Source organism: Thermococcus paralvinellae, from assembly GCF_000517445.1.
Taxonomy (GTDB): domain Archaea; phylum Methanobacteriota_B; class Thermococci; order Thermococcales; family Thermococcaceae; genus Thermococcus_B; species Thermococcus_B paralvinellae.
Genome location: NZ_CP006965.1, coordinates 195363 through 217937 on the forward strand (window position 1 = coordinate 195363; position 22575 = coordinate 217937).

The 22575-nt window shown below is 43.1% G+C and carries 41 protein-coding genes and 3 tRNA genes; all 44 read left to right on the top strand.

Going from position 1 to position 22575, the window contains the following annotated elements:
* Positions 1-5: 5 nt before the first annotated feature.
* The 44 genes from TES1_RS00990 to rpsB all read left to right on the top strand — a co-directional run bounded on the left by TES1_RS00990 (position 6) and on the right by rpsB (position 22540).
* Positions 6-725: a 50S ribosomal protein L2 gene (locus tag TES1_RS00990; protein WP_042679416.1), complete on the top strand. Its 720-nt coding sequence runs from the start codon at positions 6-8 to the stop codon at positions 723-725.
* Positions 726-735: 10 nt separating this feature from the next.
* The gene (gene rpsS, locus TES1_RS00995) at positions 736-1134 is read left to right on the top strand and encodes a 30S ribosomal protein S19 (RefSeq protein WP_013466371.1); all 399 of its coding nucleotides are present in this window, start codon (positions 736-738) and stop codon (positions 1132-1134) included.
* 10 nt (positions 1135-1144) lie between these two features.
* A complete protein-coding gene (gene rplV / locus TES1_RS01000) occupies positions 1145-1615 on the top strand; it encodes a 50S ribosomal protein L22 (protein WP_042679422.1) in 471 nt (156 codons plus the stop codon).
* 4 nt (positions 1616-1619) lie between these two features.
* Positions 1620-2243 (top strand): 30S ribosomal protein S3, encoded by a 624-nt coding sequence (gene rpsC, locus TES1_RS01005; RefSeq protein ID WP_042679424.1) that lies wholly within the window; start codon positions 1620-1622, stop codon positions 2241-2243.
* Positions 2240-2440, top strand: a complete 201-nt coding sequence (rpmC, locus tag TES1_RS01010; RefSeq protein ID WP_013466374.1) for a 50S ribosomal protein L29 — start codon at positions 2240-2242, stop codon at positions 2438-2440. The genes rpsC and rpmC overlap by 4 nt, the downstream gene beginning before the upstream one ends.
* 3 nt (positions 2441-2443) lie before the next feature.
* Entirely contained in the window at positions 2444-2743 is a 300-nt protein-coding gene (gene yciH / locus TES1_RS01015; RefSeq protein WP_173391280.1) for a stress response translation initiation inhibitor YciH, read from the top strand.
* Positions 2629-3006: a ribonuclease P protein component 1 gene (locus TES1_RS01020; protein ID WP_084340004.1), complete on the top strand. Its 378-nt coding sequence runs from the start codon at positions 2629-2631 to the stop codon at positions 3004-3006. Before yciH ends, TES1_RS01020 begins: the two co-directional genes overlap by 115 nt.
* Complete coding sequence (locus TES1_RS01025; protein ID WP_042679429.1) at positions 3003-3338, top strand: 30S ribosomal protein S17; 336 nt, start codon at positions 3003-3005, stop codon at positions 3336-3338. The genes TES1_RS01020 and TES1_RS01025 overlap by 4 nt, the downstream gene beginning before the upstream one ends.
* A 5-nt stretch (positions 3339-3343) precedes the next feature.
* On the top strand, positions 3344-3778 hold the full coding sequence (locus TES1_RS01030) for a 50S ribosomal protein L14 (RefSeq protein ID WP_013466378.1): 435 nt from the start codon (positions 3344-3346) through the stop codon (positions 3776-3778).
* 10 nt (positions 3779-3788) lie between these two features.
* The gene (gene rplX / locus TES1_RS01035) at positions 3789-4151 is read left to right on the top strand and encodes a 50S ribosomal protein L24 (RefSeq protein WP_042679432.1); all 363 of its coding nucleotides are present in this window, start codon (positions 3789-3791) and stop codon (positions 4149-4151) included.
* Positions 4152-4153: 2 nt separating this feature from the next.
* On the top strand, positions 4154-4900 hold the full coding sequence (locus tag TES1_RS01040; RefSeq protein ID WP_042679433.1) for a 30S ribosomal protein S4e: 747 nt from the start codon (positions 4154-4156) through the stop codon (positions 4898-4900).
* 11 nt (positions 4901-4911) lie between these two features.
* Positions 4912-5463, top strand: coding sequence for a 50S ribosomal protein L5 (locus TES1_RS01045; RefSeq protein WP_042679435.1), 552 nt, complete (start codon positions 4912-4914; stop codon positions 5461-5463).
* Positions 5464-5466: 3 nt separating this feature from the next.
* Complete coding sequence (locus TES1_RS01050; RefSeq protein WP_042679437.1) at positions 5467-5637, top strand: 30S ribosomal protein S14; 171 nt, start codon at positions 5467-5469, stop codon at positions 5635-5637.
* An 11-nt stretch (positions 5638-5648) separates the two neighbouring features.
* Positions 5649-6041, top strand: coding sequence for a 30S ribosomal protein S8 (locus tag TES1_RS01055; RefSeq protein ID WP_042679439.1), 393 nt, complete (start codon positions 5649-5651; stop codon positions 6039-6041).
* A gap of 10 nt (positions 6042-6051) precedes the next feature.
* Positions 6052-6606, top strand: a complete 555-nt coding sequence (locus tag TES1_RS01060; RefSeq protein ID WP_042679440.1) for a 50S ribosomal protein L6 — start codon at positions 6052-6054, stop codon at positions 6604-6606.
* Between the two features lie 10 nt (positions 6607-6616).
* Positions 6617-6997: a 50S ribosomal protein L32e gene (locus tag TES1_RS01065; protein WP_042679442.1), complete on the top strand. Its 381-nt coding sequence runs from the start codon at positions 6617-6619 to the stop codon at positions 6995-6997.
* Between the two features lie 5 nt (positions 6998-7002).
* Positions 7003-7446 carry a 50S ribosomal protein L19e gene (locus TES1_RS01070; RefSeq protein ID WP_394296077.1) on the top strand — a complete coding sequence of 148 codons (444 nt, stop codon included), beginning with the start codon at positions 7003-7005 and terminating at the stop codon, positions 7444-7446.
* Positions 7447-7451: 5 nt separating this feature from the next.
* The gene (locus TES1_RS01075; RefSeq protein WP_042679444.1) at positions 7452-8057 is read left to right on the top strand and encodes a 50S ribosomal protein L18; all 606 of its coding nucleotides are present in this window, start codon (positions 7452-7454) and stop codon (positions 8055-8057) included.
* Positions 8054-8761 (top strand): 30S ribosomal protein S5, encoded by a 708-nt coding sequence (gene rpsE, locus TES1_RS01080; protein ID WP_042679446.1) that lies wholly within the window; start codon positions 8054-8056, stop codon positions 8759-8761. Before TES1_RS01075 ends, rpsE begins: the two co-directional genes overlap by 4 nt.
* A gap of 11 nt (positions 8762-8772) precedes the next feature.
* On the top strand, positions 8773-9240 hold the full coding sequence (locus TES1_RS01085) for a 50S ribosomal protein L30 (protein WP_042679448.1): 468 nt from the start codon (positions 8773-8775) through the stop codon (positions 9238-9240).
* 10 nt (positions 9241-9250) lie between these two features.
* Positions 9251-9694, top strand: a complete 444-nt coding sequence (locus TES1_RS01090; protein WP_042679450.1) for an uL15m family ribosomal protein — start codon at positions 9251-9253, stop codon at positions 9692-9694.
* 33 nt (positions 9695-9727) lie between these two features.
* Entirely contained in the window at positions 9728-11116 is a 1389-nt protein-coding gene (gene secY, locus TES1_RS01095; RefSeq protein WP_042679452.1) for a preprotein translocase subunit SecY, read from the top strand.
* Between the two features lie 99 nt (positions 11117-11215).
* Positions 11216-11806, top strand: a complete 591-nt coding sequence (locus tag TES1_RS01100; protein ID WP_042679454.1) for an adenylate kinase — start codon at positions 11216-11218, stop codon at positions 11804-11806.
* On the top strand, positions 11799-12320 hold the full coding sequence (locus tag TES1_RS01105; RefSeq protein ID WP_042679456.1) for a DUF106 domain-containing protein: 522 nt from the start codon (positions 11799-11801) through the stop codon (positions 12318-12320). The genes TES1_RS01100 and TES1_RS01105 overlap by 8 nt, the downstream gene beginning before the upstream one ends.
* Before the next feature lie 47 nt (positions 12321-12367).
* A complete protein-coding gene (locus tag TES1_RS01110) occupies positions 12368-12637 on the top strand; it encodes a 50S ribosomal protein L34e (RefSeq protein WP_042679458.1) in 270 nt (89 codons plus the stop codon).
* 28 nt (positions 12638-12665) lie between these two features.
* The gene (gene cmk, locus TES1_RS01115) at positions 12666-13235 is read left to right on the top strand and encodes a (d)CMP kinase (RefSeq protein ID WP_042679460.1); all 570 of its coding nucleotides are present in this window, start codon (positions 12666-12668) and stop codon (positions 13233-13235) included.
* A gap of 13 nt (positions 13236-13248) precedes the next feature.
* Positions 13249-13500 (top strand): 50S ribosomal protein L14e, encoded by a 252-nt coding sequence (locus tag TES1_RS01120; protein ID WP_042679462.1) that lies wholly within the window; start codon positions 13249-13251, stop codon positions 13498-13500.
* 55 nt (positions 13501-13555) lie between these two features.
* Positions 13556-14263 (top strand): SDR family NAD(P)-dependent oxidoreductase, encoded by a 708-nt coding sequence (locus TES1_RS01125; protein WP_042679464.1) that lies wholly within the window; start codon positions 13556-13558, stop codon positions 14261-14263.
* A 60-nt stretch (positions 14264-14323) separates the two neighbouring features.
* Positions 14324-15328, top strand: a complete 1005-nt coding sequence (locus TES1_RS01130) for an RNA-guided pseudouridylation complex pseudouridine synthase subunit Cbf5 (protein ID WP_042679466.1) — start codon at positions 14324-14326, stop codon at positions 15326-15328.
* Between the two features lie 740 nt (positions 15329-16068).
* A complete protein-coding gene (locus TES1_RS10785; protein ID WP_084340054.1) occupies positions 16069-16656 on the top strand; it encodes a class I SAM-dependent methyltransferase in 588 nt (195 codons plus the stop codon).
* A tRNA-Ser gene (locus tag TES1_RS01140) sits at positions 16642-16728 on the top strand. Before TES1_RS10785 ends, TES1_RS01140 begins: the two co-directional genes overlap by 15 nt.
* Before the next feature lie 39 nt (positions 16729-16767).
* Positions 16768-17214 carry a 30S ribosomal protein S13 gene (locus tag TES1_RS01145; RefSeq protein ID WP_042679471.1) on the top strand — a complete coding sequence of 149 codons (447 nt, stop codon included), beginning with the start codon at positions 16768-16770 and terminating at the stop codon, positions 17212-17214.
* A gap of 10 nt (positions 17215-17224) precedes the next feature.
* Positions 17225-17770 carry a 30S ribosomal protein S4 gene (locus tag TES1_RS01150; protein ID WP_042679472.1) on the top strand — a complete coding sequence of 182 codons (546 nt, stop codon included), beginning with the start codon at positions 17225-17227 and terminating at the stop codon, positions 17768-17770.
* Positions 17767-18177 (top strand): 30S ribosomal protein S11, encoded by a 411-nt coding sequence (locus tag TES1_RS01155; RefSeq protein WP_042679474.1) that lies wholly within the window; start codon positions 17767-17769, stop codon positions 18175-18177. The genes TES1_RS01150 and TES1_RS01155 overlap by 4 nt, the downstream gene beginning before the upstream one ends.
* 33 nt (positions 18178-18210) lie before the next feature.
* Positions 18211-18987, top strand: a complete 777-nt coding sequence (locus TES1_RS01160; protein WP_042679476.1) for a DNA-directed RNA polymerase subunit D — start codon at positions 18211-18213, stop codon at positions 18985-18987.
* 7 nt (positions 18988-18994) lie between these two features.
* A tRNA-Leu gene (locus tag TES1_RS01165) sits at positions 18995-19082 on the top strand.
* A 50-nt stretch (positions 19083-19132) separates the two neighbouring features.
* Positions 19133-19495, top strand: a complete 363-nt coding sequence (locus TES1_RS01170; RefSeq protein ID WP_042679478.1) for a 50S ribosomal protein L18e — start codon at positions 19133-19135, stop codon at positions 19493-19495.
* Positions 19496-19501: 6 nt separating this feature from the next.
* Positions 19502-19930 (top strand): 50S ribosomal protein L13, encoded by a 429-nt coding sequence (gene rplM / locus TES1_RS01175; RefSeq protein ID WP_042679480.1) that lies wholly within the window; start codon positions 19502-19504, stop codon positions 19928-19930.
* Between the two features lie 10 nt (positions 19931-19940).
* Positions 19941-20348 (top strand): 30S ribosomal protein S9, encoded by a 408-nt coding sequence (locus TES1_RS01180; RefSeq protein WP_042679482.1) that lies wholly within the window; start codon positions 19941-19943, stop codon positions 20346-20348.
* A 59-nt stretch (positions 20349-20407) separates the two neighbouring features.
* Entirely contained in the window at positions 20408-20605 is a 198-nt protein-coding gene (locus TES1_RS01185) for a DNA-directed RNA polymerase subunit N (RefSeq protein ID WP_042679484.1), read from the top strand.
* Positions 20606-20624: 19 nt separating this feature from the next.
* A tRNA-Pro gene (locus TES1_RS01190) sits at positions 20625-20702 on the top strand.
* A 21-nt stretch (positions 20703-20723) separates the two neighbouring features.
* A complete protein-coding gene (locus TES1_RS01195; protein WP_042679486.1) occupies positions 20724-20897 on the top strand; it encodes a DNA-directed RNA polymerase subunit K in 174 nt (57 codons plus the stop codon).
* Positions 20898-20903: 6 nt separating this feature from the next.
* Positions 20904-21929 carry a hypothetical protein gene (locus TES1_RS01200; protein ID WP_042679487.1) on the top strand — a complete coding sequence of 342 codons (1026 nt, stop codon included), beginning with the start codon at positions 20904-20906 and terminating at the stop codon, positions 21927-21929.
* Positions 21930-21934: 5 nt separating this feature from the next.
* Positions 21935-22540: a 30S ribosomal protein S2 gene (gene rpsB, locus TES1_RS01205; RefSeq protein WP_042679488.1), complete on the top strand. Its 606-nt coding sequence runs from the start codon at positions 21935-21937 to the stop codon at positions 22538-22540.
* The last annotated feature ends 35 nt before the right edge of the window (positions 22541-22575 follow it).

Sequence of the window (22575 nt, forward strand, 5' to 3'; positions counted from 1 at the left end):
TGAGAATGGGTAAGAGTTTGATTCAACAGAGGAGAGGTAAAGGAAGCACAACTTTCAGAGCTCCATCTCACAGGTATAGGGGAGCTGTGAGATACGTTCCCCTTAACCTGACAAAGGAGAAGACACTCGTTGGTAAGGTCGTTGAAATCCTCCACGACCCTGGAAGAACAGCACCAGTTGCAAGAGTTAAGTTTGAGAACGGTCTTGAAAAGCTCATCATAGCTCCAGAAGGACTTCTTGTTGGGGATGAAATAGCAATTGGGCCAAACGCACCAATCAAGATAGGCAACACACTTCCACTGGCAATGATTCCTGAGGGAACTTACGTTTATGACATTGAGGGAGTCCCAGGAGATGGAGGAAAGTTCGTCAGAGCTGGCGGTAGTTATGCACTGGTTGTTTCAAGAGAAAAGGACAAAGTCATTGTTCAACTGCCGAGCGGTGAGCTTAAAGCCTTCAACCCAATGTGTAGAGCAACAATCGGTGTCGTTGCTGGTGGTGGAAGGTTAGAGAAGCCACTCGTCAAAGCCGGTAAAGCCTACTACGTCATGAAAGCAAGAAACAGGTTCTGGCCAAAGCCAAGAGGTGTCAAGATGAACGCTGTAAACCACCCACACGGTGGTAAGGAGCACCACATCGGTAGACCAAGTACAGTTTCAAGGAGAGCTCCACCTGGAAGAAAGGTTGGTCATATCGCTGCGAGAAGAACTGGTAGGAGAAAGTGAGGTGATTTGAATGGCAAGAAAAGAGTTTAGATATCGCGGTTACACCCTTGAAGAGCTCTTAAATATGCCTCTCGATAAAGTGGCTGAGCTTTTCCCTGCAAGACAAAGAAGAAGCTTAAAGAGAGGCTTTAGTCCAGAGCAGAAGAAGCTCTTAAGGAAGATTAGGCTGGCTAAGAAGGGCAAGTACAAGAAGCCGATCAGAACACACTGCAGAGACATGGTAATCCTCCCAGAGATGGTTGGAATAACAATCTATGTCCACAATGGAAAAGAGTTCGTGCCTGTTGAAATAAAGCCAGAGATGATAGGACACTACTTGGGTGAGTTTGCATTAACAAGAAAGAGAGTCCAGCACGGTTCACCTGGTGTTGGTGCAACAAGATCATCAATGTTCGTTGCAATCAAGTGAGGTGGTATGAATGCCTAGAGGAAGATTTGGCTACTCTTTCCAAAATTTTGATCCAGAGAGGATGGCAAGGGCTAGTGGGAGAGATTTAAGAATCTCACCAAAGTTCTCCGTCGAGATATGCAGAGAGATTAGGGGAATGATGCTCAACGATGCAATAAAATTCCTTGATGATGTAATTGCAATGAGAAGACCAGTTCCATTGAGAAGATTCAATGACTCACAGGGACACAAGAGAGGAAAGGGCTTCGGGCCAGGAAGATATCCAGTCAAGGTTGCAAAGGCAATCAAGAAAGTCCTCTTGAATGCAAAGAACAATGCAGAGCAGAAGGGCTTAGACCCAGACAAGCTTAAGATCATCCATGCAGCAGCTCACAGGGGTCCAGTGCTCAGAGGATACATTCCAAGAGCTTTCGGAAGAGCTACACCATTCAATGAAGAGACAACACACATTGAGATAGTTGTTGAAGAGGTAAGGAGGTGAGCTCATGGCTATTGAGAGATACTTCATTAGAGAAGCAGTTAGAGAAATGCTCATCGACGAATACCTTGAGAAGGAGTTGAGAAGGGCTGGTTACGGTGGATTAGATATCAAAAAGACACCTCTCGGAACAAAGGTTATAATTTTTGCAGCAAATCCAGGTTACGTTATAGGTAGAGGTGGAAGAAGAATCAGAGAGCTCACAAGAGTTCTTGAGAGACAGTTTGGAGTTGAGAACCCACAGATTGAAGTTGAGGAAATTAAGAATCCCTATCTAAACGCAAAGGTTCAGGCAGTTAGACTTGCCCAAGCTTTAGAGAGGGGAGTTCACTTCAGAAGGGCAGCTTATGCAGCAATTAGAGCAATTATGAGAAACGGTGCAAGAGGTGTCGAGATCAGGCTCAGCGGAAAGCTTACAGGTGAGAGAGCAAAGAGCGTTAGATTTTACCAGGGTTATCTCGCAAAGGTTGGAAATCCAGCTGAAACTTTGGTTAGCAAGGGATATGCCCAAGCTTTGCTCAAGCTTGGTGTTATAGGTGTTAAAGTTGCAATAATGCCACCAGAGGCAAAGCTTCCAGATGAAATTGAAATTATCGAGAAGCCAATTGAGGAAGAGGTGAGCGAACAATGAAGCCTAGCGAAATTAGAGAGATGAGTTTGGAAGAGATTGAGCAGAAGATTAGAGAGCTCCGCCTTGAACTTGCTAAGGAGAGAGGAATGCTCACAATGGGGACATCTTTAGAGAACCCGATGGTTATTAGGAATCTAAGACGGGATATAGCCCGTTTGTTAACAATTAAGAGGGAGAAGTTGAGAGAAAGAAGGTGATGTTTGGTGCCAAGGATCGTAAACCCTCTGGATGAGATGTTATTTAAGGAGGTATTGAAGGAGCAGCAGAGGATTAGGGTGTATATTGAGCGTGCAAGATATGGAAAGCTGAAGACCATAATTGAGGGCATAGATGAGAAAGAATTTGACCTTGAGGAGATTGCAAAAAAGCTGAAGGCGAAGCTGGCATGCGGAGGAACAGTAAAGAAAGGGAGAATAGAGCTTCAAGGGGATCACAGAGAAAAGGTCAAGCAATTGTTGGCAGAGTATGGATTTTCAGAGGACTTAATAGAAATCGAGTGAACAAGAAAACATTAATATGGCACGAGCTAATAGGGCTGAAAGTGAAAATCAAGAGAAGCTCTCATCCAGAGCTGGTTGGCATTGAAGGTTACATAATAGATGAGACCAAAAATACGCTCACAATCGTTGGGGAGAAAGTTTGGATAATTCCTAAGAACGTTGCTGAGTTTGAGTTTGAAGTTGGCGATAAAAAAATCGTGATTGATGGAAAGGAACTGATTGGAAGACCCGAGATGAGATTGAAAAAGAGGTGGAAAAGATGAGAGACATTGGGTTGAGAATTCAACCTCCCGCTGAAAAGTGTGATGATCCCAAGTGCCCTTGGCATGGGCACCTAAAAATCCACGGTAGAGTATTTGAGGGAATAGTGGTCAGCGATAAGCCAAGAAGAACTGTTACAGTTGAAAGACAGTACTACCACTACCTTAGAAAGTACGAAAGATACGAGCTCAGAAGAAGCAAAATACACGCACACAATCCGCCATGCATCAATGCAAAAGTTGGCGATAAAGTTTTGATTGCTGAGACAAGGCCATTGAGCAAAACAAAACACTTTGTCGTTGTTGCAGTTTTGCAGAAAGCTGGTGAGAGGTGATTGTGATGGCAAAGAGAGGAAAGAAGGGTGCTGGTGCAACTAGAGGTGTTTCACCTGTAAGGCCTACAAGGGCTTTACCCGTTGGTGCTTACCTTAAGGTTGCTGACAACAGCGGTGCAAAGGTCATCCAGATTATTGGTGTTGTTGAGTACCACGGCGTTAGAAGAAGACTAGCTTCAGCTGGCGTTGGAGACATGGTAGTTGCAACAGTCAAGAAGGGAAGACCAGACATGAGACACCAAGTCGTTAGAGCAGTCATTGTTAGGCAGAGAAAAGAATACAGAAGATTGGATGGCATGAGGGTTAAGTTTGAGGACAATGCAGCTGTCATTACAACAGAGGATGGCGTTCCAAGAGGAACTGAAATCAGAGGCCCAATCGCAAGAGAGGCAGCTGAGAAGTGGGTTAGATTGGGTGGTATTGCGAGCATAGTATTGTGAGGTGAGAGAAATGAGACTCAAGAGTAAGCAACCGAGGAAGCAGAGAAAGTTTTTATATAATGCTCCTCTCCACTTAAGACACAAAATAATGAGCGCCACTTTGAGCAAGGAGCTCAGGCAGAAGTATGGAGTAAGGAACTTGCCAATAAGAACTGGTGATAAGGTTAGAATTATGCGCGGAGATTACAAGGGTGTCGAGGGTAAAGTGGTTGAAGTTGACTTAAAGAGATACAGGATTTATGTTGAGGGGGCTACACTTAAGAAAGTCAATGGAACTGAAGTATTCTATCCGATACACCCATCAAATGTTATGATTGTTGAGCTTAACCTTGACGATGAGAGAAGGAAAAAGATAATTGAGAGGAGGGCTTGAATATGGCAAGAAAAGGTGCTAAGAGGCATTTAAAGAGACTTGCTGCTCCAACTCAATGGTATATTGAGAGAAAAACCTACAAGTGGGCTGTGAGACCAAGGCCAGGACCACACAATATGAGAACATCAATTCCGCTCCTCTACATCGTTAGAGATTATCTTGGCTATGCAAAGACGGCAAGAGAGGCGAGAAAGGTACTTAACGAGGGTAAAATCCTTGTAGATGGAAAGGTAAGAAAGGACTACAAGTTCCCTGTTGGGATTATGGATGTTGTCTCAATCCCAGAGACCGGTGAGCACTACAGGGTTTTACCAAACAGAATTGGTAAGCTAATCCTTCATCCAATAAGCGAGGAAGAAGCTAAGATAAAGCCACTCAGAGTTACCAGGAAGGTCATGGTCAAAGGAGGAAACCTCCAGATTGGCTTCCATGATGGAACAAACCATCTCATAAAGCTCAGCTCACTCACCGATGAAGTCAAAGACCGTTTCAAGACATCATACACCGTCCTCATGAAGATGCCGGAGAGAGAAATCGTTGAGATACTTCCGTTTGAAATCGGTGCATACGTCTTCGTTACACAGGGTAAGAACGTTGCAAGAATTGGTAAGATCGTTGAGGTCAGACACTTCCCAGCGGGCTGGCCAGATGTTGTTACAATTGAAGACCAAGAAGGCGAGCTCTTCGACACACTCAAAGAGTATGCCTTCGTTATTGGAAAGGACAAGCCAGAGATTTCACTGCCATGAGGTGAATTGAGATGATAGCAAATAGAGAGCAAATTTTAGCTGATTGGGAAGCTCACCCAATGAGAAGACCAAGAATAGCTAAAGTTACAATCAACATTGGTGTTGGTGAGAGCGGGGAGAGGTTAACCAAAGCAGAGACAATGCTCCAGCAACTTGTTGGACAGAAGCCAATTAGGAGAAGGGCAAAGAAAACAAACAGAGACTTTGGAATTAGAAGAGGAGAGCCAATAGCTGTAAAAGTTACACTCAGAGGGAAGAAGGCTTATGAGATGCTTAAGAGACTTTTGGCAGCGGTTGACAACAAGTTAAAGGCTTCAAACTTTGACGAACACGGAAATGTCTGCTTTGGAATTGAGGAGCACATAAACATCCCAGGTGTTGAGTACGACCCAGAGATCGGTATCTTTGGTATGGACGTATGTGTAACACTCGAAAGGCCAGGATTTAGGATTGCAAGGAGAAGGAGAAAGAGAACAAAGATACCTACAAGACACAAGCTCACAAAGGAAGAAGGTATGGTTTTCATGCAAGAAGAGTTTGGCGTTGAGATTGTGGAGGGATGATGAATGGCAAAGGCAGACTACAATAGGAGAAAGCCAAGAAAGTTTGGTAAGGGTGCGAGAAGATGCATTCGTTGCGGACAATTTGGACCAATCATCAGAATCCACGGGCTTATGTTGTGCAGGCACTGCTTTAGAGAGATAGCTCCAAAGTTAGGATTTAGGAAATACGAGTGAGGTGAGAGGAGATGACTTTACTTGACCCGTTGGCAAATGCTCTATCACATATTACAAACAGTGAGAGGGTTGGGAAAAAAGAGGTTTACATAAAGCCAGCCTCAAAGCTCATTGGAGAAGTTTTGAGAGTTATGCAGGAGAATGGTTACATCGGTGAATTTGAGTTCATTGACGACGGAAGAGCTGGAATTTACAGAGTTCAGCTCATAGGTAAGATAAACAAAGCTGGTGCAATAAAGCCAAGATTCCCGGTTAAGGCAAGAGATTATGAATACTGGGAAAAGAGATTCCTCCCAGCATTCGAGTTCGGAATATTGATAGTCTCAACGTCACAGGGCGTAATGACTCACAAGGAAGCAAGAGATAAGGGAATTGGTGGAAGGTTGATAGCTTACGTCTACTGAGGTGAGAGAGATGCCAATTGATGCGTGGGTAAGAGAAGAGGTTGAAATTCCAGAAGGAGTTGAAGTCACCGTTGAAAATAACCTTGTCAAAGTAAAGGGTCCAAAGGGAGAGCTTGAGAGAGAACTGAAGTATCCTGGAATTAAGATATTCACCGAAGATGGAAAGGTTGTAATATACAAGGACTTTCCAAGGAGGAAGGACATAGCAATTGCAAGAACATTCAAGGCTCACATAAACAACATGATTAAGGGTGTAACAGAGGGCTTCACATACAAGCTAAAGGTTGTCTACAGCCACTTCCCAGTTACCGTTAAGGTTCAAGGAGACAAAGTTGTCATTGAGAACTTCCTCGGTGAAAAAGCCCCAAGAATAGCCCAAATCTTGCCAGGAGTTAAAGTCAAGGTCATGGGACAGGAAATTATTGTTGAAGGAATTGACAAAGAGAAAGTTGGACAGACGGCTGCAAATATTGAACAGGCAACAAGAATTACAAAATGGGATAGAAGAGTGTTTCAAGATGGAATTTACATTGTTGAGAAGGCTGGCAAGCCTATAAAGTTCTGAGGTGTGAGAAATGAATGAGAAAGCGAGACTCTTAAGAATTAGGGCAAAGCTCAAGAGAAAGAAGCCAAGATTCCTCAGGCAAGAATGGTGGCGCTTTCCAAAGTTCAAAAACGATCCAAAGTGGAGAAGACCAAAGGGAATTGACAGCAAGATGAGGCTCAAGAAGAAAGGTAAGCCAAGATCACCAAGCATTGGATGGAGCTCACCCAAACTTGTTAGAGGATTACATCCAAGTGGGTATGAGGAAGTGTTAGTTCACAACGTCAAAGAGCTTGAAGCCCTTGACCCAGCAAGACAGGCAGCGAGGATTGCAAGAACAGTCGGAAAGAAGAAGAGAATCACGATAATTGAGAGAGCAAAAGAGTTGGGTATTAAAGTGCTTAATGGGTGAGGATAATGAGAATGCAGAGAAGGATTGCTGCTGAGATTTTAAAATGTGGCGAGAACAGGATCTGGATTGATCCTGAGAGAATTGAGGACGTCAAATCCGCAATCACGAGAGAAGATATCAAGCGTCTAATAAAAGAAGGAGTTATCAAGAAAAAGCCAATCAAGGGACAGAGCACTTACAGAGCCAAGATAAGGCACGAACAGAGAAAGAAGGGAAGGCACAGGGGACCAGGAAGCAGAAAAGGTAAGAAGACAGCAAGAATGGGCAAAAAGGAAAGATGGATTATGACCATCAGAGCATTGAGAAAAGAGCTCAGAAAGCTCAAGGCAGAGAAAAAGATAGATGTTCACACCTACAGGAGATTGTACATAAGAGCGAAGGGTGGACAATTCAAGAACAAGCACCAGCTCTATCTGTTCCTTGAAGAGAGAGGAATATTGAAGAGGTGATATAAATGGCACATGGGCCAAGATATAGGGTTCCATTCAGAAGGAGAAGAGAGGGTAAGACAAACTATCACAAGAGGCTTAAGCTCCTCAAATCAGGCAAGCCTAGGTTAGTGGTTAGAAAGACACTCAATCATCACATTGCCCAAATTATTGTTTATGATCCAAAGGGCGACAGGACTTTAGTTTCAGCTCATACAAGGGAATTGATGAGAGACTTTGGCTGGAAAGGACACGGAGGAAACACTCCAAGCGCTTATCTCTTGGGTTTACTTATTGGCTACAAGGCACTGCAGAAGGGCATAGACGAAGCTATTCTTGACATAGGATTGCACCCACCAACAAAAGGTTCAAGCGTCTTTGCAGTCCTCAAAGGTGCAGTTGACGCTGGTTTAAATGTTCCGCACAGCGAGGATATTTATCCAGAGGACTATAGAATCAGGGGGGAACACATAGCTGAATACGCTAAGATGCTCAAAGAGGAAGATGAGGAAAGATATAGAAGACAGTTTGGCGGTTACCTCCTTAAAGGTCTCGAACCTGAAAAGCTTCCAGAGCACTTTGATGAAGTCAAAGCGAGAATAATTGAAAAGTTTGAGGGGGCGAGAGAATGAGTCAAGACTGGAGGGAATACGCTCAAAGAGTATTGGAAGAATGGCAGCCCAAGACTAAGTTAGGTATGCTCGTTAAGGAAGGGCAGATTACGGACATTCACGAGATCTTCAGAAAAGGTTACCAGATTAAGGAGCCAGAAATTGTTGATGTCCTTATTCCAGAAGTTAATGCAAGAGAAAACCAGCAGGTTCTTGACATAGCTCTGACAGTTAGAATGACTGACAGCGGTAGGAGAGTAAGATTCAGGGTTTTGGCAGCAGTTGGTAACAGAGATGGTTATGTTGGATTGGGCATTGGCCATGGAAAGGAAGTCGGTATAGCAATTAGAAAAGCAATAAACTATGCTAAGATGAATATCATTGAAATTAAGAGAGGTTGTGGTTCATGGGAGTGCAGATGTAGAAGGCCGCACTCAGTTCCATTCACAGTTGAAGGAAAAGAGGGAAGCGTCAGAGTCAGGCTCATGCCAGGACCAAGAGGTCTTGGACTTGTCATTGGTGACGTCGGCAAGAAGATACTCACCTTGGCAGGAGTTAAGGATGTATGGTCACAAAGCTTTGGTGAGACTAGAACAACAGTTAACTTTGCAAAGGCAGTGTTTAATGCACTATACAACACAAACAAAGTTGCTATTAAACCAGATATGATTGAAAAGTACGGCATCATCGTTGGTAGAGAGATGCCACAGAACTTTGAGCTGTGAGGTGAGCAAAGATGGCAAAGATAGCAATAATTAGGATTAGAGGAAGAGTTGGAGTTAAGAGACCAGTAAGGGATACACTCGCAATGCTTAGACTTCACAAGGTTAACCATCTCGTCATAGTTGACGACACACCAAGCTACAAGGGAATGATTCAGAAGGCAAAGGACTACATTACATGGGGCGAAATTAACGCTGAAACCCTTGCAAAGCTCATAAGAAAGAGGGGTAGACTAATCGGGAACAAGAAGGTTACAGATGAATACGTTCAGGAGAAGCTTGGAATGACAATTGAAGAGTTTGCCGAAAAAGTCATTAACGGAGAAATGAAGCTCAGTGATTTGCCCAACCTCAAACCAGTCTTTAGGCTTCACCCACCAAGAGGTGGCTTCAAGGGAAGCAAGAAGAGGACATTCAAAGAGGGTGGAGCTTTGGGTTATAGAGGCGAGAAGATTAACGAGCTTATAGAGAGAATGCTGTGAGGTGCTTGCGATGATTAGGAGAAGGAAGAAAGTGAGAAAGCTTCGTGGTTCCCACACTCATGGCTGGGGATGCAAGAAGAAGCACAGGGGCGGAGGACATAAGGGCGGTAGAGGAATGGGTGGAACTGGAAAGAGGAACAAGACAAAATGGACTTGGGTCATCAAATACATGCCCGATCACCTTGGTAAGAGAGGGTTCAGTAGACCAAAAGCAGTTCAAAGGGAAATTATTGCCGTAAACTTGAAGTTCATTGACGAACATTTAGACGAGCTCATGCAAATGGGAATTGCATATGAAGAGAACGGAAAAATTATCGTTGACACAACACAGTTCGCTGACAAGGTTTTGGGAACTGGAAAGCTCACAAGACCTTTGGTCATCAAGGCTTATGCCTTCTCCCCCAAAGCCCAAGAAAAGATTGAAGAAGCCGGAGGAGAGGCAATCCTCGCTTGATCTTTTTATTTTAAATTTTGGTAGGTGTTAATCATGGGTGCAAGGGATGTAGTTTATGCATTAGAGAGATGGTTTCCAGAGATTGAAAGACCAAAGAGACATGTGCCTTTAAAAGAAAAATTTGCCTGGACCGGAATTGTATTGTTACTGTATTTCATCTTGTCAGAGATCCCACTGTTTGGTCTGCCACCAACTGTTCAAGACTATTTTGAGACCTTAAGAGTTGTTCTTGCTGGTAGGAGCGGTAGCATTCTCACTTTAGGCATTGGTCCAATTGTTACTGCTGGAATTATCATGCAGCTTTTAGTAGGTTCTGAGATAATAAAACTCGACTTATCAAACCATGAAGATAGGAGATTTTATCAGGCATTGCAGAGAGTGTTTGCAGTATTCATGTGTTTCTTTGAGGCGGCTATCTATGTATTAGCTGGTGCATTTGGAAACCCAGCTTTGAGCATAAAAGTCCTCTTAATCCTTCAGCTTGCAATTGGTGGGATACTCCTTATAATCATGGATGAACTCGTTAGCAAATGGGGAATTGGAAGTGGTATCAGCTTATTCATTGCTGCTGGTGTTTCACAGACAATAATTACAAGAGCATTCAATCCGTTAACTACAACTCAAGTGATTGATCCTCTCACAGGAAAACCTGCAATAATTGGTGCAATTCCTGCATTTATTCAGCATTTAATCAATGGTGATTTGACTGGTGGATTTTACAGAGGAAATTTACCAGATATGAGCAATGTGCTTGCAACATTGGTTGTTTTCCTAATAGTCGTTTACTTGGAAAGCATGCGTGTTGAGATCCCACTCAGCTATGGAAGAGTTACAGTTAGGGGGAGATATCCAATTAGATTCATGTATGTTTCAAACATCCCAATCATCTTGACTTTTGCACTCTATGCAAACATTCAGCTCTGGGCTAGATTGTTGCAGAGACTTGGACATCCTATCCTAGGACAGTTCGATCCTCAAACTGGGGCTGCAATTTCGGGATTTGTTAGATACACAATTCCTCCGAGGGATATTTTCCATGTTACATCAGATCCAGTAAGGGCATTAATCTACGCAGTTATGACTATCTTTTGGGCTTTAATCTTTGGATTTCTCTGGGTTGAGCTCACGGGTTTAGATGCAAAGAGTATAGCAAGGCAGTTACAAAGAGCAGGACTTCAAATCCCAGGATTCAGAAGAGATCCAAGAATTCTCGAGAGAGTACTGCAAAGGTATATTCCATACGTTACTTTCTGGGGCTCATTTACATTAGCAGTAGTTGCAGTGTTGGCTGACTTTCTTGGTGCATTAGGAACTGGAACTGGAATACTGCTGACTGTTGGAATTCTTTACAGATTCTACGAAGAGATAGCAAGAGAGCAAGTGAGCGAAATGTTTCCAATGCTTCGCAGGTTCTTTGGTTGACATCTCTTTTTCCAAAAAATCTTTAAACCCCTGACTTCTTTTATTCTTTGACAGCAAAATGACCTTAGCTCCAATTTAATTTCATCAGGGTGATATCAAATGCCGTTTGTAGTTATGATTACAGGCATTCCGGGAGTGGGTAAAAGCACTATTACGAGACTGGCTCTAAAGAGAACACGGGCTAAATTTAGGCTTGTCAACTTTGGTGACTTAATGTTTGAAGAAGCAGTAAAGCTGGGTTGGGTCAAGCATAGGGATGAGATGAGAAGATTAGATCTGTCGAAGCAGAGAATTCTCCAGCAAAAAGCTGCAGAAAAAATCGCTGAAATAGCTAAAAAGGAACCTGTTCTTTTAGATACTCATGCAACAATTAGGACCCCCCTTGGTTACCTGCTTGGATTTCCAAGAAAGGTCATTGAAACTATCAATCCAAATTTCATCGTAATAATTGAAGCGACTCCAAGCGAAATCCTTGGAAGAAGATTAAGGGATTTGAAAAGAGATAGAGACGTTGAAACTGAAGAACAGATTCAGAGACATCAAGATTTAAATAGGGCTGCAGCAATAAGTTATGCAATTCATTCCAATGCACTTATAAAGATAATTGAGAATCATGAAGATAAAGGTTTGGAAGAGGCTGTTAATGAACTTGTAAAAATACTTGATCTGGCGGTGGAGGAATATGCTTGAGCCGATATATGCTGTGTTGGACAAAATATTTGGGCCATTATTAGTGTCAACTCATCCATTATGGGTAGTGACAATTTCAGGCATAATACTAGGTTCGTTCTTCACATTAGTGAACTATTTCCTAGTTGACCAGGAAAAGATGAAAAGACTTCAAAAGCTAAGTAAAGAATTCCAAAAAGAGTGGAAGGAAGCGCAGAAAGCAGGAGATGAGAAAAAGCTTAGAAAGCTTCAACAAAAACAGATGGAGCTCTTGAGACTCCAAAATGAGGTTATGAAGGATACATTCTTTAAGCCTATGCTGGTAACAATGCCAGTGTTTATAATTTTCTTTAACTGGATGAGAAGATGGTATCTTGAGGTAGTTGTCGTAAAGCTGCCATTCAACTTTTTCCTAGCCGACTTTTTCCACAAGGCATCCTCTCTTCATGCAAATGAACTCGGTTATATTGGATGGTACATCCTGACTTCAATGGTAGTAGGACAAGTTTTAAGAAAGGTATTGGACATGGCTTAGTTAAGTTTAAAAATGCTGAACAAAAATGCTAAGCGAGGTGGAGAAAAATGAAACCAATGTATAGGTCAAGGTCATGGAGAAGGAAATACGTTAGAACTCCCGGAGGAAGGACTGTCATACACTTTGAGAGAAGAAAGCCAAAGATTGCTCACTGTGCAATGTGTGGAAGACCACTCAATGGCATTCCAAGGGGAAGACCGAGTGAAATGAGAAAGTTGCCAAAGACCAAGAAAAGACCAGAGAGACCATTGCCACATCTTTGCCCAAGCTGCATGCGTAAGGTTATGAAAGCCCAGGTTAGGGCACAAATTTCCTGATTTCTAAAAATTTTATTGAGTGGTTGAAATGCCAAAAAGCTGTCTAGTGATAACAGTAAGCGGTTTAGCAGGTTCAGGAACTACAACTTTATGCCGCAATATTGCCAGACATTATGGATTTAAGCATATTTATGCTGGTTTAATTTTCAGACAGATGGCCAGAGAAATGGGCATGACTTTGCAGGAGTTTCAGAAATATGCTGAGCTTCATCCAGAGATTGACAGAGAAGTTGATAAGAGGCAGATTGAGGCCGCTAAGGAGTGCAATGTTGTTATTGAGGGCCGCTTGGCTGGATGGATGGTCAGGAATGCTGATCTTAAAATCTGGCTCGATGCCCCAATAAAAGTTAGAGCTGAAAGGGTTGCAAGGAGAGAGGGCATTAGTGTTGAGGAAGCATTTATGCAGATTGCCGAGAGAGAAAAGCAGAATAGGAAAAGATATTTAAACCTTTATGGTATTGACATCAACGACCTTTCGATTTATGATTTAGTTATAAACACTTCGAAATGGTCGCCCGATGGGGTCTTCGCTATTGTGAAGGCCGCCATCGACCACCTGTACCCCGATGGCGACACGGGGTTTAGGAAGAAAAAATGAGGGGGTGGGATGAATGCCAGCAATTGATATAGGAAGAATAGCTGTTGTTATTGCCGGAAGAAGAGCTGGACAAAAGGTTGTTGTAGTTGATATAATTGACAAGAACTTCGTCCTCGTTACTGGAGCAGGCTTGAACAAGGTTAAGAGAAGAAGAATGAACATAAAGCACATCGAGCCACTTCCAGAGAAGATTAACATCCCAAGAGGAGCAAGTGACGAGGAAGTTAAGGCTGCTCTGGAGCAAGCTGGAATCAGCTTGGCTTGAAGCTAAGCCAAGCTTTTTGACTTCTTTTTTCTAATTCTTAACTTAGGTGAAATTTATGAAAAATGCACTTGTTACTGGGGCTTCCGGTGGAATTGGAAAGTTAATTGTAAAAAGATTGATTGAACAGGATTATTTTGTTATTGGAGTTGGCAGGAATGAAAAAACCCTGAGAGAGCTTAGCTCACTTGAAAATTTTGACTACATTATTATGGATTTAAGTGAAAAGGGAGCGGCAAAGAGGATTAGAAAGGCGCTGGAACAAAGGAGTATTGGAAGGCTTAACCTTCTCATTAACAACGCGGGCTTTGCTATAGCTAAACCTCTCCTTGAGCAAAATGAGGAAGAACTCGAGAAACTTTTCAAGGTAAATGTAATAGCCCCAATTGTGCTTACGAAGGAGCTTCTGGACATGATCCCCAGAGGTGGGAAAGTCGTGTTTGTTATAAGTGCTGCAGCATTTGTTAACACCGTAGAGCTGCCATCTTATGGAGCTGCAAAAGCTTCTCTCCACTATATGGTTGTTAATCTTGAAAAAGAGTTGAAAGAAAAAGATGTTCATATAATTAAGGTGTATCCGAGACAAGTAGCAACTCCTTTCTGGCATGGAAAAGTCCCTAAAGGTTCTGTCAGCCCAGAAGAAGTTGCAGACGTAATTTTAAAAGCTATTAAGAAAAACAAAAGCGAAGTGTTTGTCCCTGCTTACGTCAAGCTCGTTAAGTATCTCCCAAGATGGCCAGCGTTTGATTATAAGTTTAAATTCTGAGGGCAGATTTATAAAGCAAAATTCTGAGATTCTTACATGGCAATCATTTAGGTGATACTCATGGCGAGAGATGAAGTTAGAAGAATCCTTCCTGCAGACATCAAGAGGGAAGTGTTAATCAAAGATGAAAAAGCTGAGACCAATCCAAAGTGGGGCTTTCCGCCCGAGAAGAGGCCAATGGAAATGCACATGCAGTTTGGCATAATCAATCTCGATAAGCCTCCGGGACCTACAAGCCACGAGGTTGTAGCATGGATTAAAAAGCTCTTTAACTTAAAGAAAGCGGGTCATGGAGGAACACTTGATCCAAAGGTTAGTGGTGTTTTACCGGTTGCCCTTGAGAAAGCAACTCGTGTAGTTCAGGCTTTGCTCCCAGCTGGAAAGGAGTATGTAGCTTTAATGCATCTTCATGGTGATGTTCCAGAGGATAAGATCTACAGAGTTATGAAGGAGTTTGAGGGGGAAATCATCCAGAGGCCTCCTCTAAGAAGTGCCGTTAAAAGGAGGTTGAGGACGAGAAAAGTGTACTACATTGAAATTCTGGAAATTGATGGTAAAGATGTTCTCTTCAGAGTTGGCGTTGAGGCTGGGACTTACATACGTTCACTTATTCACCATATTGGGCTAGCTTTGGGAGTCGGTGCTCACATGGCCGAGCTGAGAAGAACGAGAAGCGGACCGTTTAAGGAGGATGAAACTTTAGTGACTTTGCATGACTTAGTTGACTACTATCACTTCTGGAAGGAAGATGGAATTGAGGAATACTTCAGGAAAGCAATCCAGCCGATGGAGAAGGCAGTGGAGCATCTGCCGAAGGTCTGGATTAGGGATTCAGCAGTTGCCGCTGTGACTTATGGTGCTGATTTAGCAGTTCCTGGAATTGTTAAGGTGCATGCTGGCATAAAGAAAGGAGATTTAGTTGCTATAATGACACTCAAGGATGAACTTGTTGCGTTAGGAAAAGCTATGATGACAAGCCAAGAGATGCTCAACAAGAGCAAGGGAATAGCTGTTGATGTCGAAAAGGTGTTCATGCCGAGGGATTGGTATCCGAAGATGTGGTGATTGTGGGCTTTTCATAGACTTCTTTTTCCACTGTTGCGCTCATTTAGATATCGCTTTACTCCCTCTTAATATAGTCCAAATAGGCTAGTGAAACTATGGTTGGAATACCTCAATTCTACAAAAAAGCGGAAATAATTACGTTTGGTAAAAGGAAAGGTTATAAGGGATTGAACATTAATTTTAGTGACCACTATGGAGATGTGGTAATATGATGTCATGGGACAAACTAGGAGTCTATGCTGGTATGTTTATTGGCTCATTGTATTTTCTTTTCCTTTTAGTGTATCAGAAGAGGATAAGTAGAAAGCATTGGCTCTTAAATATTGAAATAGCGTTGTTTGTTTTGTCCATAAGCATTGCAAATTATATGTCTCTTCGGGATATACAGGGGCAACTGTCTCTGGAGCTCTGTCTTGGGCATGGTTAATCATCATAGCTTTGACCACGCTGTATGTAGTTAAATCTGGACATTGACAGAGGGATAAGTTCGTGTCTCTCAAAAATGTCTCCCCTCATAGATAGTTGTTGGGGTGGTCGCTAGCTTTCTGGATCTCTTCATAATATCTCGACTCTGGGGTGAAGGCCAGTTTCCATTAGTTGCATACGTTGGATTCTTTAGGGGATGGATAATAATTGGAACACATTGTCTCATAGGAGGCAGGGACGAGTCAGTGAATCACAATAGCTATTGGTATAACGTTAGAGCCATCTTTTTAAACCTTCTCAGCGAATCTTCAACTATGAGCCACTACTACTCCGAAAATCCCAATGTTCCACTAAAAACTAAGACAATTGAGGTATTTATTAGAGGACAGTATTTTAAGTTCATCACAGCGAGCGGAGTCTTCTCTTTCGGGAAATATGATGAGGGTACTCGATTATTGGTTGAAAATGCTATCCTTGAAAAAGATTGGCGTGTTTTGGATTTGGGCTGTGGGTATGGTGCAATTGGCATTGTGGTGGCTAAATTTGTTGATTACGTTGTGATGACTGACATTAACAGGAGAGCAATAAGCATAGCAAAGAAAAACTTAAAAATCAACAATGTGAAGAATGCCGAGGTTAGATGGGGTAACCTTTATGAACCCGTCAAAGGAGAAAAGTTTCACAGCATAATTACAAACCCACCAGTGCATGCCGGCAAGGAAGTTTTAAGAGAAATAGTTATAAATGCTCCCAAGCATCTCTACGATGGAGGTCTGCTCCAGCTGGTGATAAGAACTAATCAGGGCGCAAAGTTTATTAAAGCCCTAATGGAGCAAACCTTTAAAGATGTGAGAGAATTAGCTAAAGGAAGTGGCTATAGGGTGTATGCCGGGATCGCCTAGCCTGGGATGGCGCGGGCCTTGAGAGCCCGTGGGCGTTTGCCCGCCGGGGTTCAAATCCCCGTCCCGGCGCCAAAATCCTCTTTGAAGGATTAATCTGGAGGTGTATTTATAATGGCAGAATTTAGGCATATCGTCCGTGTTGCGGGAGTAGATTTGGATGGAAATAAACAGCTCAGATGGGCGCTCACAGGAATAAAAGGAATTGGCATAAACTTTGCAACAATGGTGTGCAGAGTTGCTGGATTAGACCCATTCCAGAAGGCAGGTTATCTAACAGACGAACAAGTTAAGCTCATTGAGGAAATCCTTGAGGACCCAGTTAAGCATGGAATTCCACCCTGGGCAGTGAACAGACCAAAGGACTACGAGACTGGAAGAGATATGCACCTCATTGGTGCAAAGCTTGTCATGGCATGGCGTGAGGACATCAACAGGCTCAGGAGAATTAGGGCATACAGAGGTATTAGACACGAGCTTGGCTTGCCATTAAGAGGACAGAGAACGAGATCGAACTTCAGAAGAGGAACAACAGTCGGTGTAAGAAGAAAGAAGAAGTGAGGTGATATAAATGGGAGACCCTAAGAGACAAAGGAAGAAATACGAAACTCCCTCTCATCCATGGATTAAGGAGAGGCTTGACAGAGAGAGAGTTTTAGTAAAGAAGTATGCCCTCAAGAACAAGAAAGAGCTCTGGAAGCATGAGACTCAGCTTAAGGAGTTCAGAAGAAGAGCAAGAAGGCTGCTTGCAGCAAGAGGAAAGCAGGCAGAGATTGAAAGACAGCAACTGCTTCAGAGGTTGGCAAGACTTGGAATCCTTCCAGAAAATGCTGTGTTAGATGATGTTCTTTCACTTACGATTGAGGACATCTTAGAGAGAAGACTCCAGACGCTTGTCTACAGAAAAGGCCTTGCAAGGACAATCAAACAGGCAAGACAGTTAATTGTCCACGGTCACATCGAAGTCAATGGACAGATAATCAGATCACCGAGCTACCTCGTCCTTAAAGAAGAGGAAGATGGTATAACTTACGCAAAGACATCACCTTTCGCTAAGGAATCACACCCTGAGAGAGTTGTTATTGAGCAAGCTAAGCAGGCGGGTGAGGCTCAATGACTGAGGAGGTAAATATTAAGAAGAAGGAGAAATGGGGTGTTGCTCACATTTATTCCTCATACAACAACACCATAATTCACATAACCGACCTCACCGGTGCAGAGACAATTTCAAGATGGAGCGGTGGTATGGTTGTTAAGGCAGACAGAGATGAACCATCTCCATACGCAGCCATGATTGCCGCTAAGAGGGCAGCTGAAGAAGCTTTGGAAAAGGGTATTGTTGGTGTGCACATTAAAGTTAGAGCTCCTGGCGGAAGTAAGAGCAAGACCCCAGGACCAGGTGCTCAAGCTGCAATTAGAGCTTTAGCTAGAGCTGGTCTTAAGATCGGCCGTGTTGAAGACGTTACACCAATACCTCACGACGGTACAAGGCCCAAGGGCGGCCGTAGGGGTAGAAGAGTTTAGCTTTCTTTACAACTTCTTTTTTGGTGAGAAAAAATGAAAATTAAAATTCTTGAAAAAAGGGAAGATGCGATTCGTTTTATCTTAGAAGGTGTTGATGCGGCTTTTGCAAATGCATTAAGGAGAGCAATAATTGGGGAAGTACCGACTTTTGCAATTGATGAGGTTGAGTTCTATGAAAACGATTCAGCTCTCTTTGACGAGATTATTGCTCACCGCTTAGCCATGATTCCTCTCACCACTCCACATGACAGATTTGAGCTTGATGCTCTTGAGCTTGATGAATATACAGTTACTTTAAGCTTAGAGGCTGAAGGACCAGGCATAGTTTACTCAGGTGATTTAAAGAGTGATGATCCTGATGTTAAGCCTGTGACACCAAACATACCAATTGTAAAACTAGCAGAAGGTCAAAAGTTGACCTTTAACGCTTATGCTAAGCTTGGAAGAGGAAAAGACCATGCAAAGTGGCAACCGGGATTTGCCTACTACAAGTATCTCACAAAGATCCATGTGAGTAAGGAAGTCCCAAACTGGGAGAAAATAAAGAAGCTGGCAAAGAAGAGAAAACTTCCCGTTGAGGAAACTGAAAATGAGTTTATCATCACAACGATCACAGCCTTCTATCTTCCAAGAGAATTTGAGCAATATATGGGTAACTTGATTAGAGAAGAGATTGTGCCGAATACATTCGTATTCACAGTAGAAAGCAACGGAGAGCTCCCTGTTGAGGAAATGGTAAGCATAGCGCTCAAGATTTTGATGAGAAAGAGCGATAAATTTATAAACGAGCTTCATAAATTAGCCGAATAGCTTTAGTGCGGGGGTTGCCGAGCCTGGTCAAAGGCGCGGGATTCAGGGTCCCGTCCCGTAGGGGTTCCGGGGTTCAAATCCCCGCCCCCGCACCATAATGATCACCCCGTCCCTCGGCGCGAGAAGGAATTAAGGAGGAATGCTCATGAAGAGAACAGGCCCAACTGATATCAATTTGAGAAGGCTTATAAGGTATTTAAGGAAGAAGTCGAATGAGGAAGGAGTTAAGATATGGAAGGACATAGCTTGGCGTCTTGAAAGACCAAGAAGGCAGAGAGCTGAGGTAAACGTCAGCAAAATCAACAGATACACAAAGGATGGAGATGTTGTTATAGTTCCAGGAAGCGTTTTGGGTGCAGGAAATCTCGATCACAAAGTTATCGTTGCTGCATGGAAGTTCAGCGAGAAAGCTAGAGAAAAGATTATCAAAGCTGGTGGAGAGGCAATAACAATTGAGGAACTAATCGAGAGAAATCCAAAGGGTAGTGGAGTAATCATAATGGAGTGATGAGCTATGAGGATTATTAACGCTGAAGGTCTCATATTAGGAAGACTTGCATCAAAAGTTGCCAAGATGCTCCTTGAGGGAGAAGAGGTTATCATTGTCAATGCTGAAAAGGCTATAATCACAGGAAACAGAGAGGACATCTTTGCAAAGTACAAGCAGAGAACTGAGCTTAGAACAAGAACAAACCCAAGAAGAGGTCCATTTTATCCAAAGAGAAGCGACGAGATCGTTAGAAGAACAATCAGAGGAATGCTTCCATGGAAGACTGACAGAGGAAGGAAGGCTTTCAAGAGACTCAAAGTTTATGTCGGTGTTCCAAAGGAGTTTGAAGGAAAAGAGTTTGAGACAATAATGGAAGCACACATGTCAAGGCTTAAGACGCCCAAATATGTGACAGTTGGTGAGGTTGCAAAGTATTTGGGTGGAAAGTTCTGAGGTGATAGTAATGAGAGTTATTCAAACTGCTGGAAAGAGAAAGACTGCAATTGCGAGAGCAACAATTAGAGAAGGTAAGGGTAGAGTTAGGATCAACAACAAGCCAGTTGAAATTATCGAGCCTGAGATCGCAAGATTCACAATCCTCGAGCCACTCATCTTAGCTGGTGAGGAAATCGTCAGCAAAGTTGACATTGATGTCAAAGTGCAAGGCGGAGGATTCATGGGACAGGCCGAGGCTGCAAGAGTTGCAATTGCAAGGGCTTTAGTAGAGTGGACTGGAGACATGAATCTCAAGGAAAAGTTCATGAAGTACGACAGAACAATGCTTGTCGGTGACAGCAGAAGAACTGAGCCACACAAGCCAAACAGGTCAACAAAAGGTCCAAGAGCAAAGAGACAAAAGAGCTATCGTTGAATTGGTTTGCTTTCCTTTAACACTTTAGTTTGGAGTTAAAACTTTAAAAGGTGATTTGGTTGATAGTTCCTGTGAGATGCTTTACATGTGGAAAGGTCATAGGTGATAAATACTACATCTTTAAAGAGCGCGTTGAGAAGGGTGAAGACCCTGAGAAAGTGCTCGATGACCTTGGATTGGAGAGATACTGCTGCAGAAGAATGCTCCTTACTCACGTTGAGTTAATTGACGACATCATGCAGTATAGAGTGTATTGAAAAACTACATTTCTTTGGAGGGGCCGTGGGGTAGCTTGGTCTATCCTCCCGGCCTGGGGCGCCGGAGACCCGGGTTCAAATCCCGGCGGCCCCACCAAAATTGGCATAGGTGATAAACATGTTCAAGTACACGAGATTTGAAAAGGCGAGAATTATTGGAGCAAGGGCACTACAGATAGCAATGGGTGCTCCTGTCTTGATTGACGTTCCAGAGGGCATAACCCCGTTAGATGCTGCGATAATGGAGTTTGAAAGAGGGATAATACCAATAACGGTTATAAGGCCGAGCTGATGAAAGATGACGATAATAGAGAACGTTGTGGGTAGGGTTGCAATCCTCAAAGGGGGCAAATACTCAATTGAAGTTGACGTTATAACTAGCTCTGGCTTTGGAAGATTTGCAGCTCCCATTGACGAGAACCCTTCTTTATACGTTGTTGAAGCCCATAGAGCTGTTAGTGAAGTAGATGAGATCATAGGGCCCGAGCTCATTGGTTTTGATGCACAAGAACAAGAGTTAATTGACAGCTACCTGTGGGAAATTGACGGAACAGACAATTTGAGCCACATCGGCGCCAACACTGCGTTGGCAGTCTCAATAGCCGTTGCAAAGGCTGCAGCTAACGTCAAAAAGATGCCACTTTACAGCTACATTGGCGGAACATTTACAACGGAGCTTCCGGTTCCGCTTATCGGCTTTGCAAGCGATGAAGCTTTTGACTACTACGTCATGGTCAGGGATTTGATGGAGATAACAGATGTTGTTGATGCAATGGTCAAGATTGAAGAACATGCAGAAAAAATCAGCGTTGAGGAACTTTCAAAAGCTTCAGAGATTGCAAGTGATGAGCTTGGCCTAGATGTTGCAATAGGGCTTGTCCAAAAAAGACCACTTGAGCTTGAAGAGGTCCTCAGGCTTGTAGAGGACAACAACATAGCTTACATAAAGCCTATTGGGGGGGAGGAGCTTTTCCTCGAGCTCATTGCCAGCACGCACGGAGTTTTTGTTGACGGTGAATACCTCTTTAAAGAGAAGGACATACTTGATAGGAGATACTACAACGCGCTTTCAATAAAGCCTATAAACCTCGGCACACTCACCGATTTATACAACCTTGTGAATGATGCGAAATCCGAGAGGATTACGCCCATATTGGCTGAGGCAAAGTTTGAGTCTGCTGATGAAGCTTTGCCTCACATAGCTGTTGGGCTCAAATGCCCGGCTATAGTGCTCTACAAAGATTCGCTCGTTAAAATAAACGAACTGATTAGGATAGCTGAAGATTTGGGTGAAAGAGGAAGGATAATAACATTTGAGGGGTGAAAAAAATGGAAGAGTATTTAGTTCCACTCGACCAATATTTAGCAGCTGGAGTTCACATCGGAACACAGCAAAAGACTAAGGATATGAAGAAGTTTATCTATAGGGTCAGGCAAGATGGTCTCTACGTTTTGGATGTTAGAAAAACAGATGAGAGGCTCCGCATAGCTGGTAAGTTCCTTGCAAAGTTCGAGCCAGACAAAATCCTAGCGGTTAGCGTTAGGCTCTACGGTCAAAAGCCGGTTAAAAAGTTCGGTGAAGTTACAGGTGCAAGGGCAATGCCTGGAAGATTTCTCCCCGGAACAATGACAAACCCAGCAGTCAAGAACTTCTTTGAGCCAGATGTTCTCATTGTCACAGACCCAAGGGCTGACCACCAAGCACTCAAGGAAGCTGTTGAGGTTGGAATTCCAATTGTAGCTTTAGTCGACACTGAGAACTTGCTCAGCTACGTTGACTTAGCAATACCCACAAACAACAAGGGTAGAAAGGCTCTGGCTTTGATTTACTGGATACTTGCAAGGGAAATCCTCTACAACCGCAAAGAAATCGAGAGCAGAGAAGACTTCAAAGTTCCAGTTGAAGACTTTGAGATGAGGATTGTTAGGACTTGAGCTCTCTTTTCATTTTCCAGCTTCACTTTACCTTG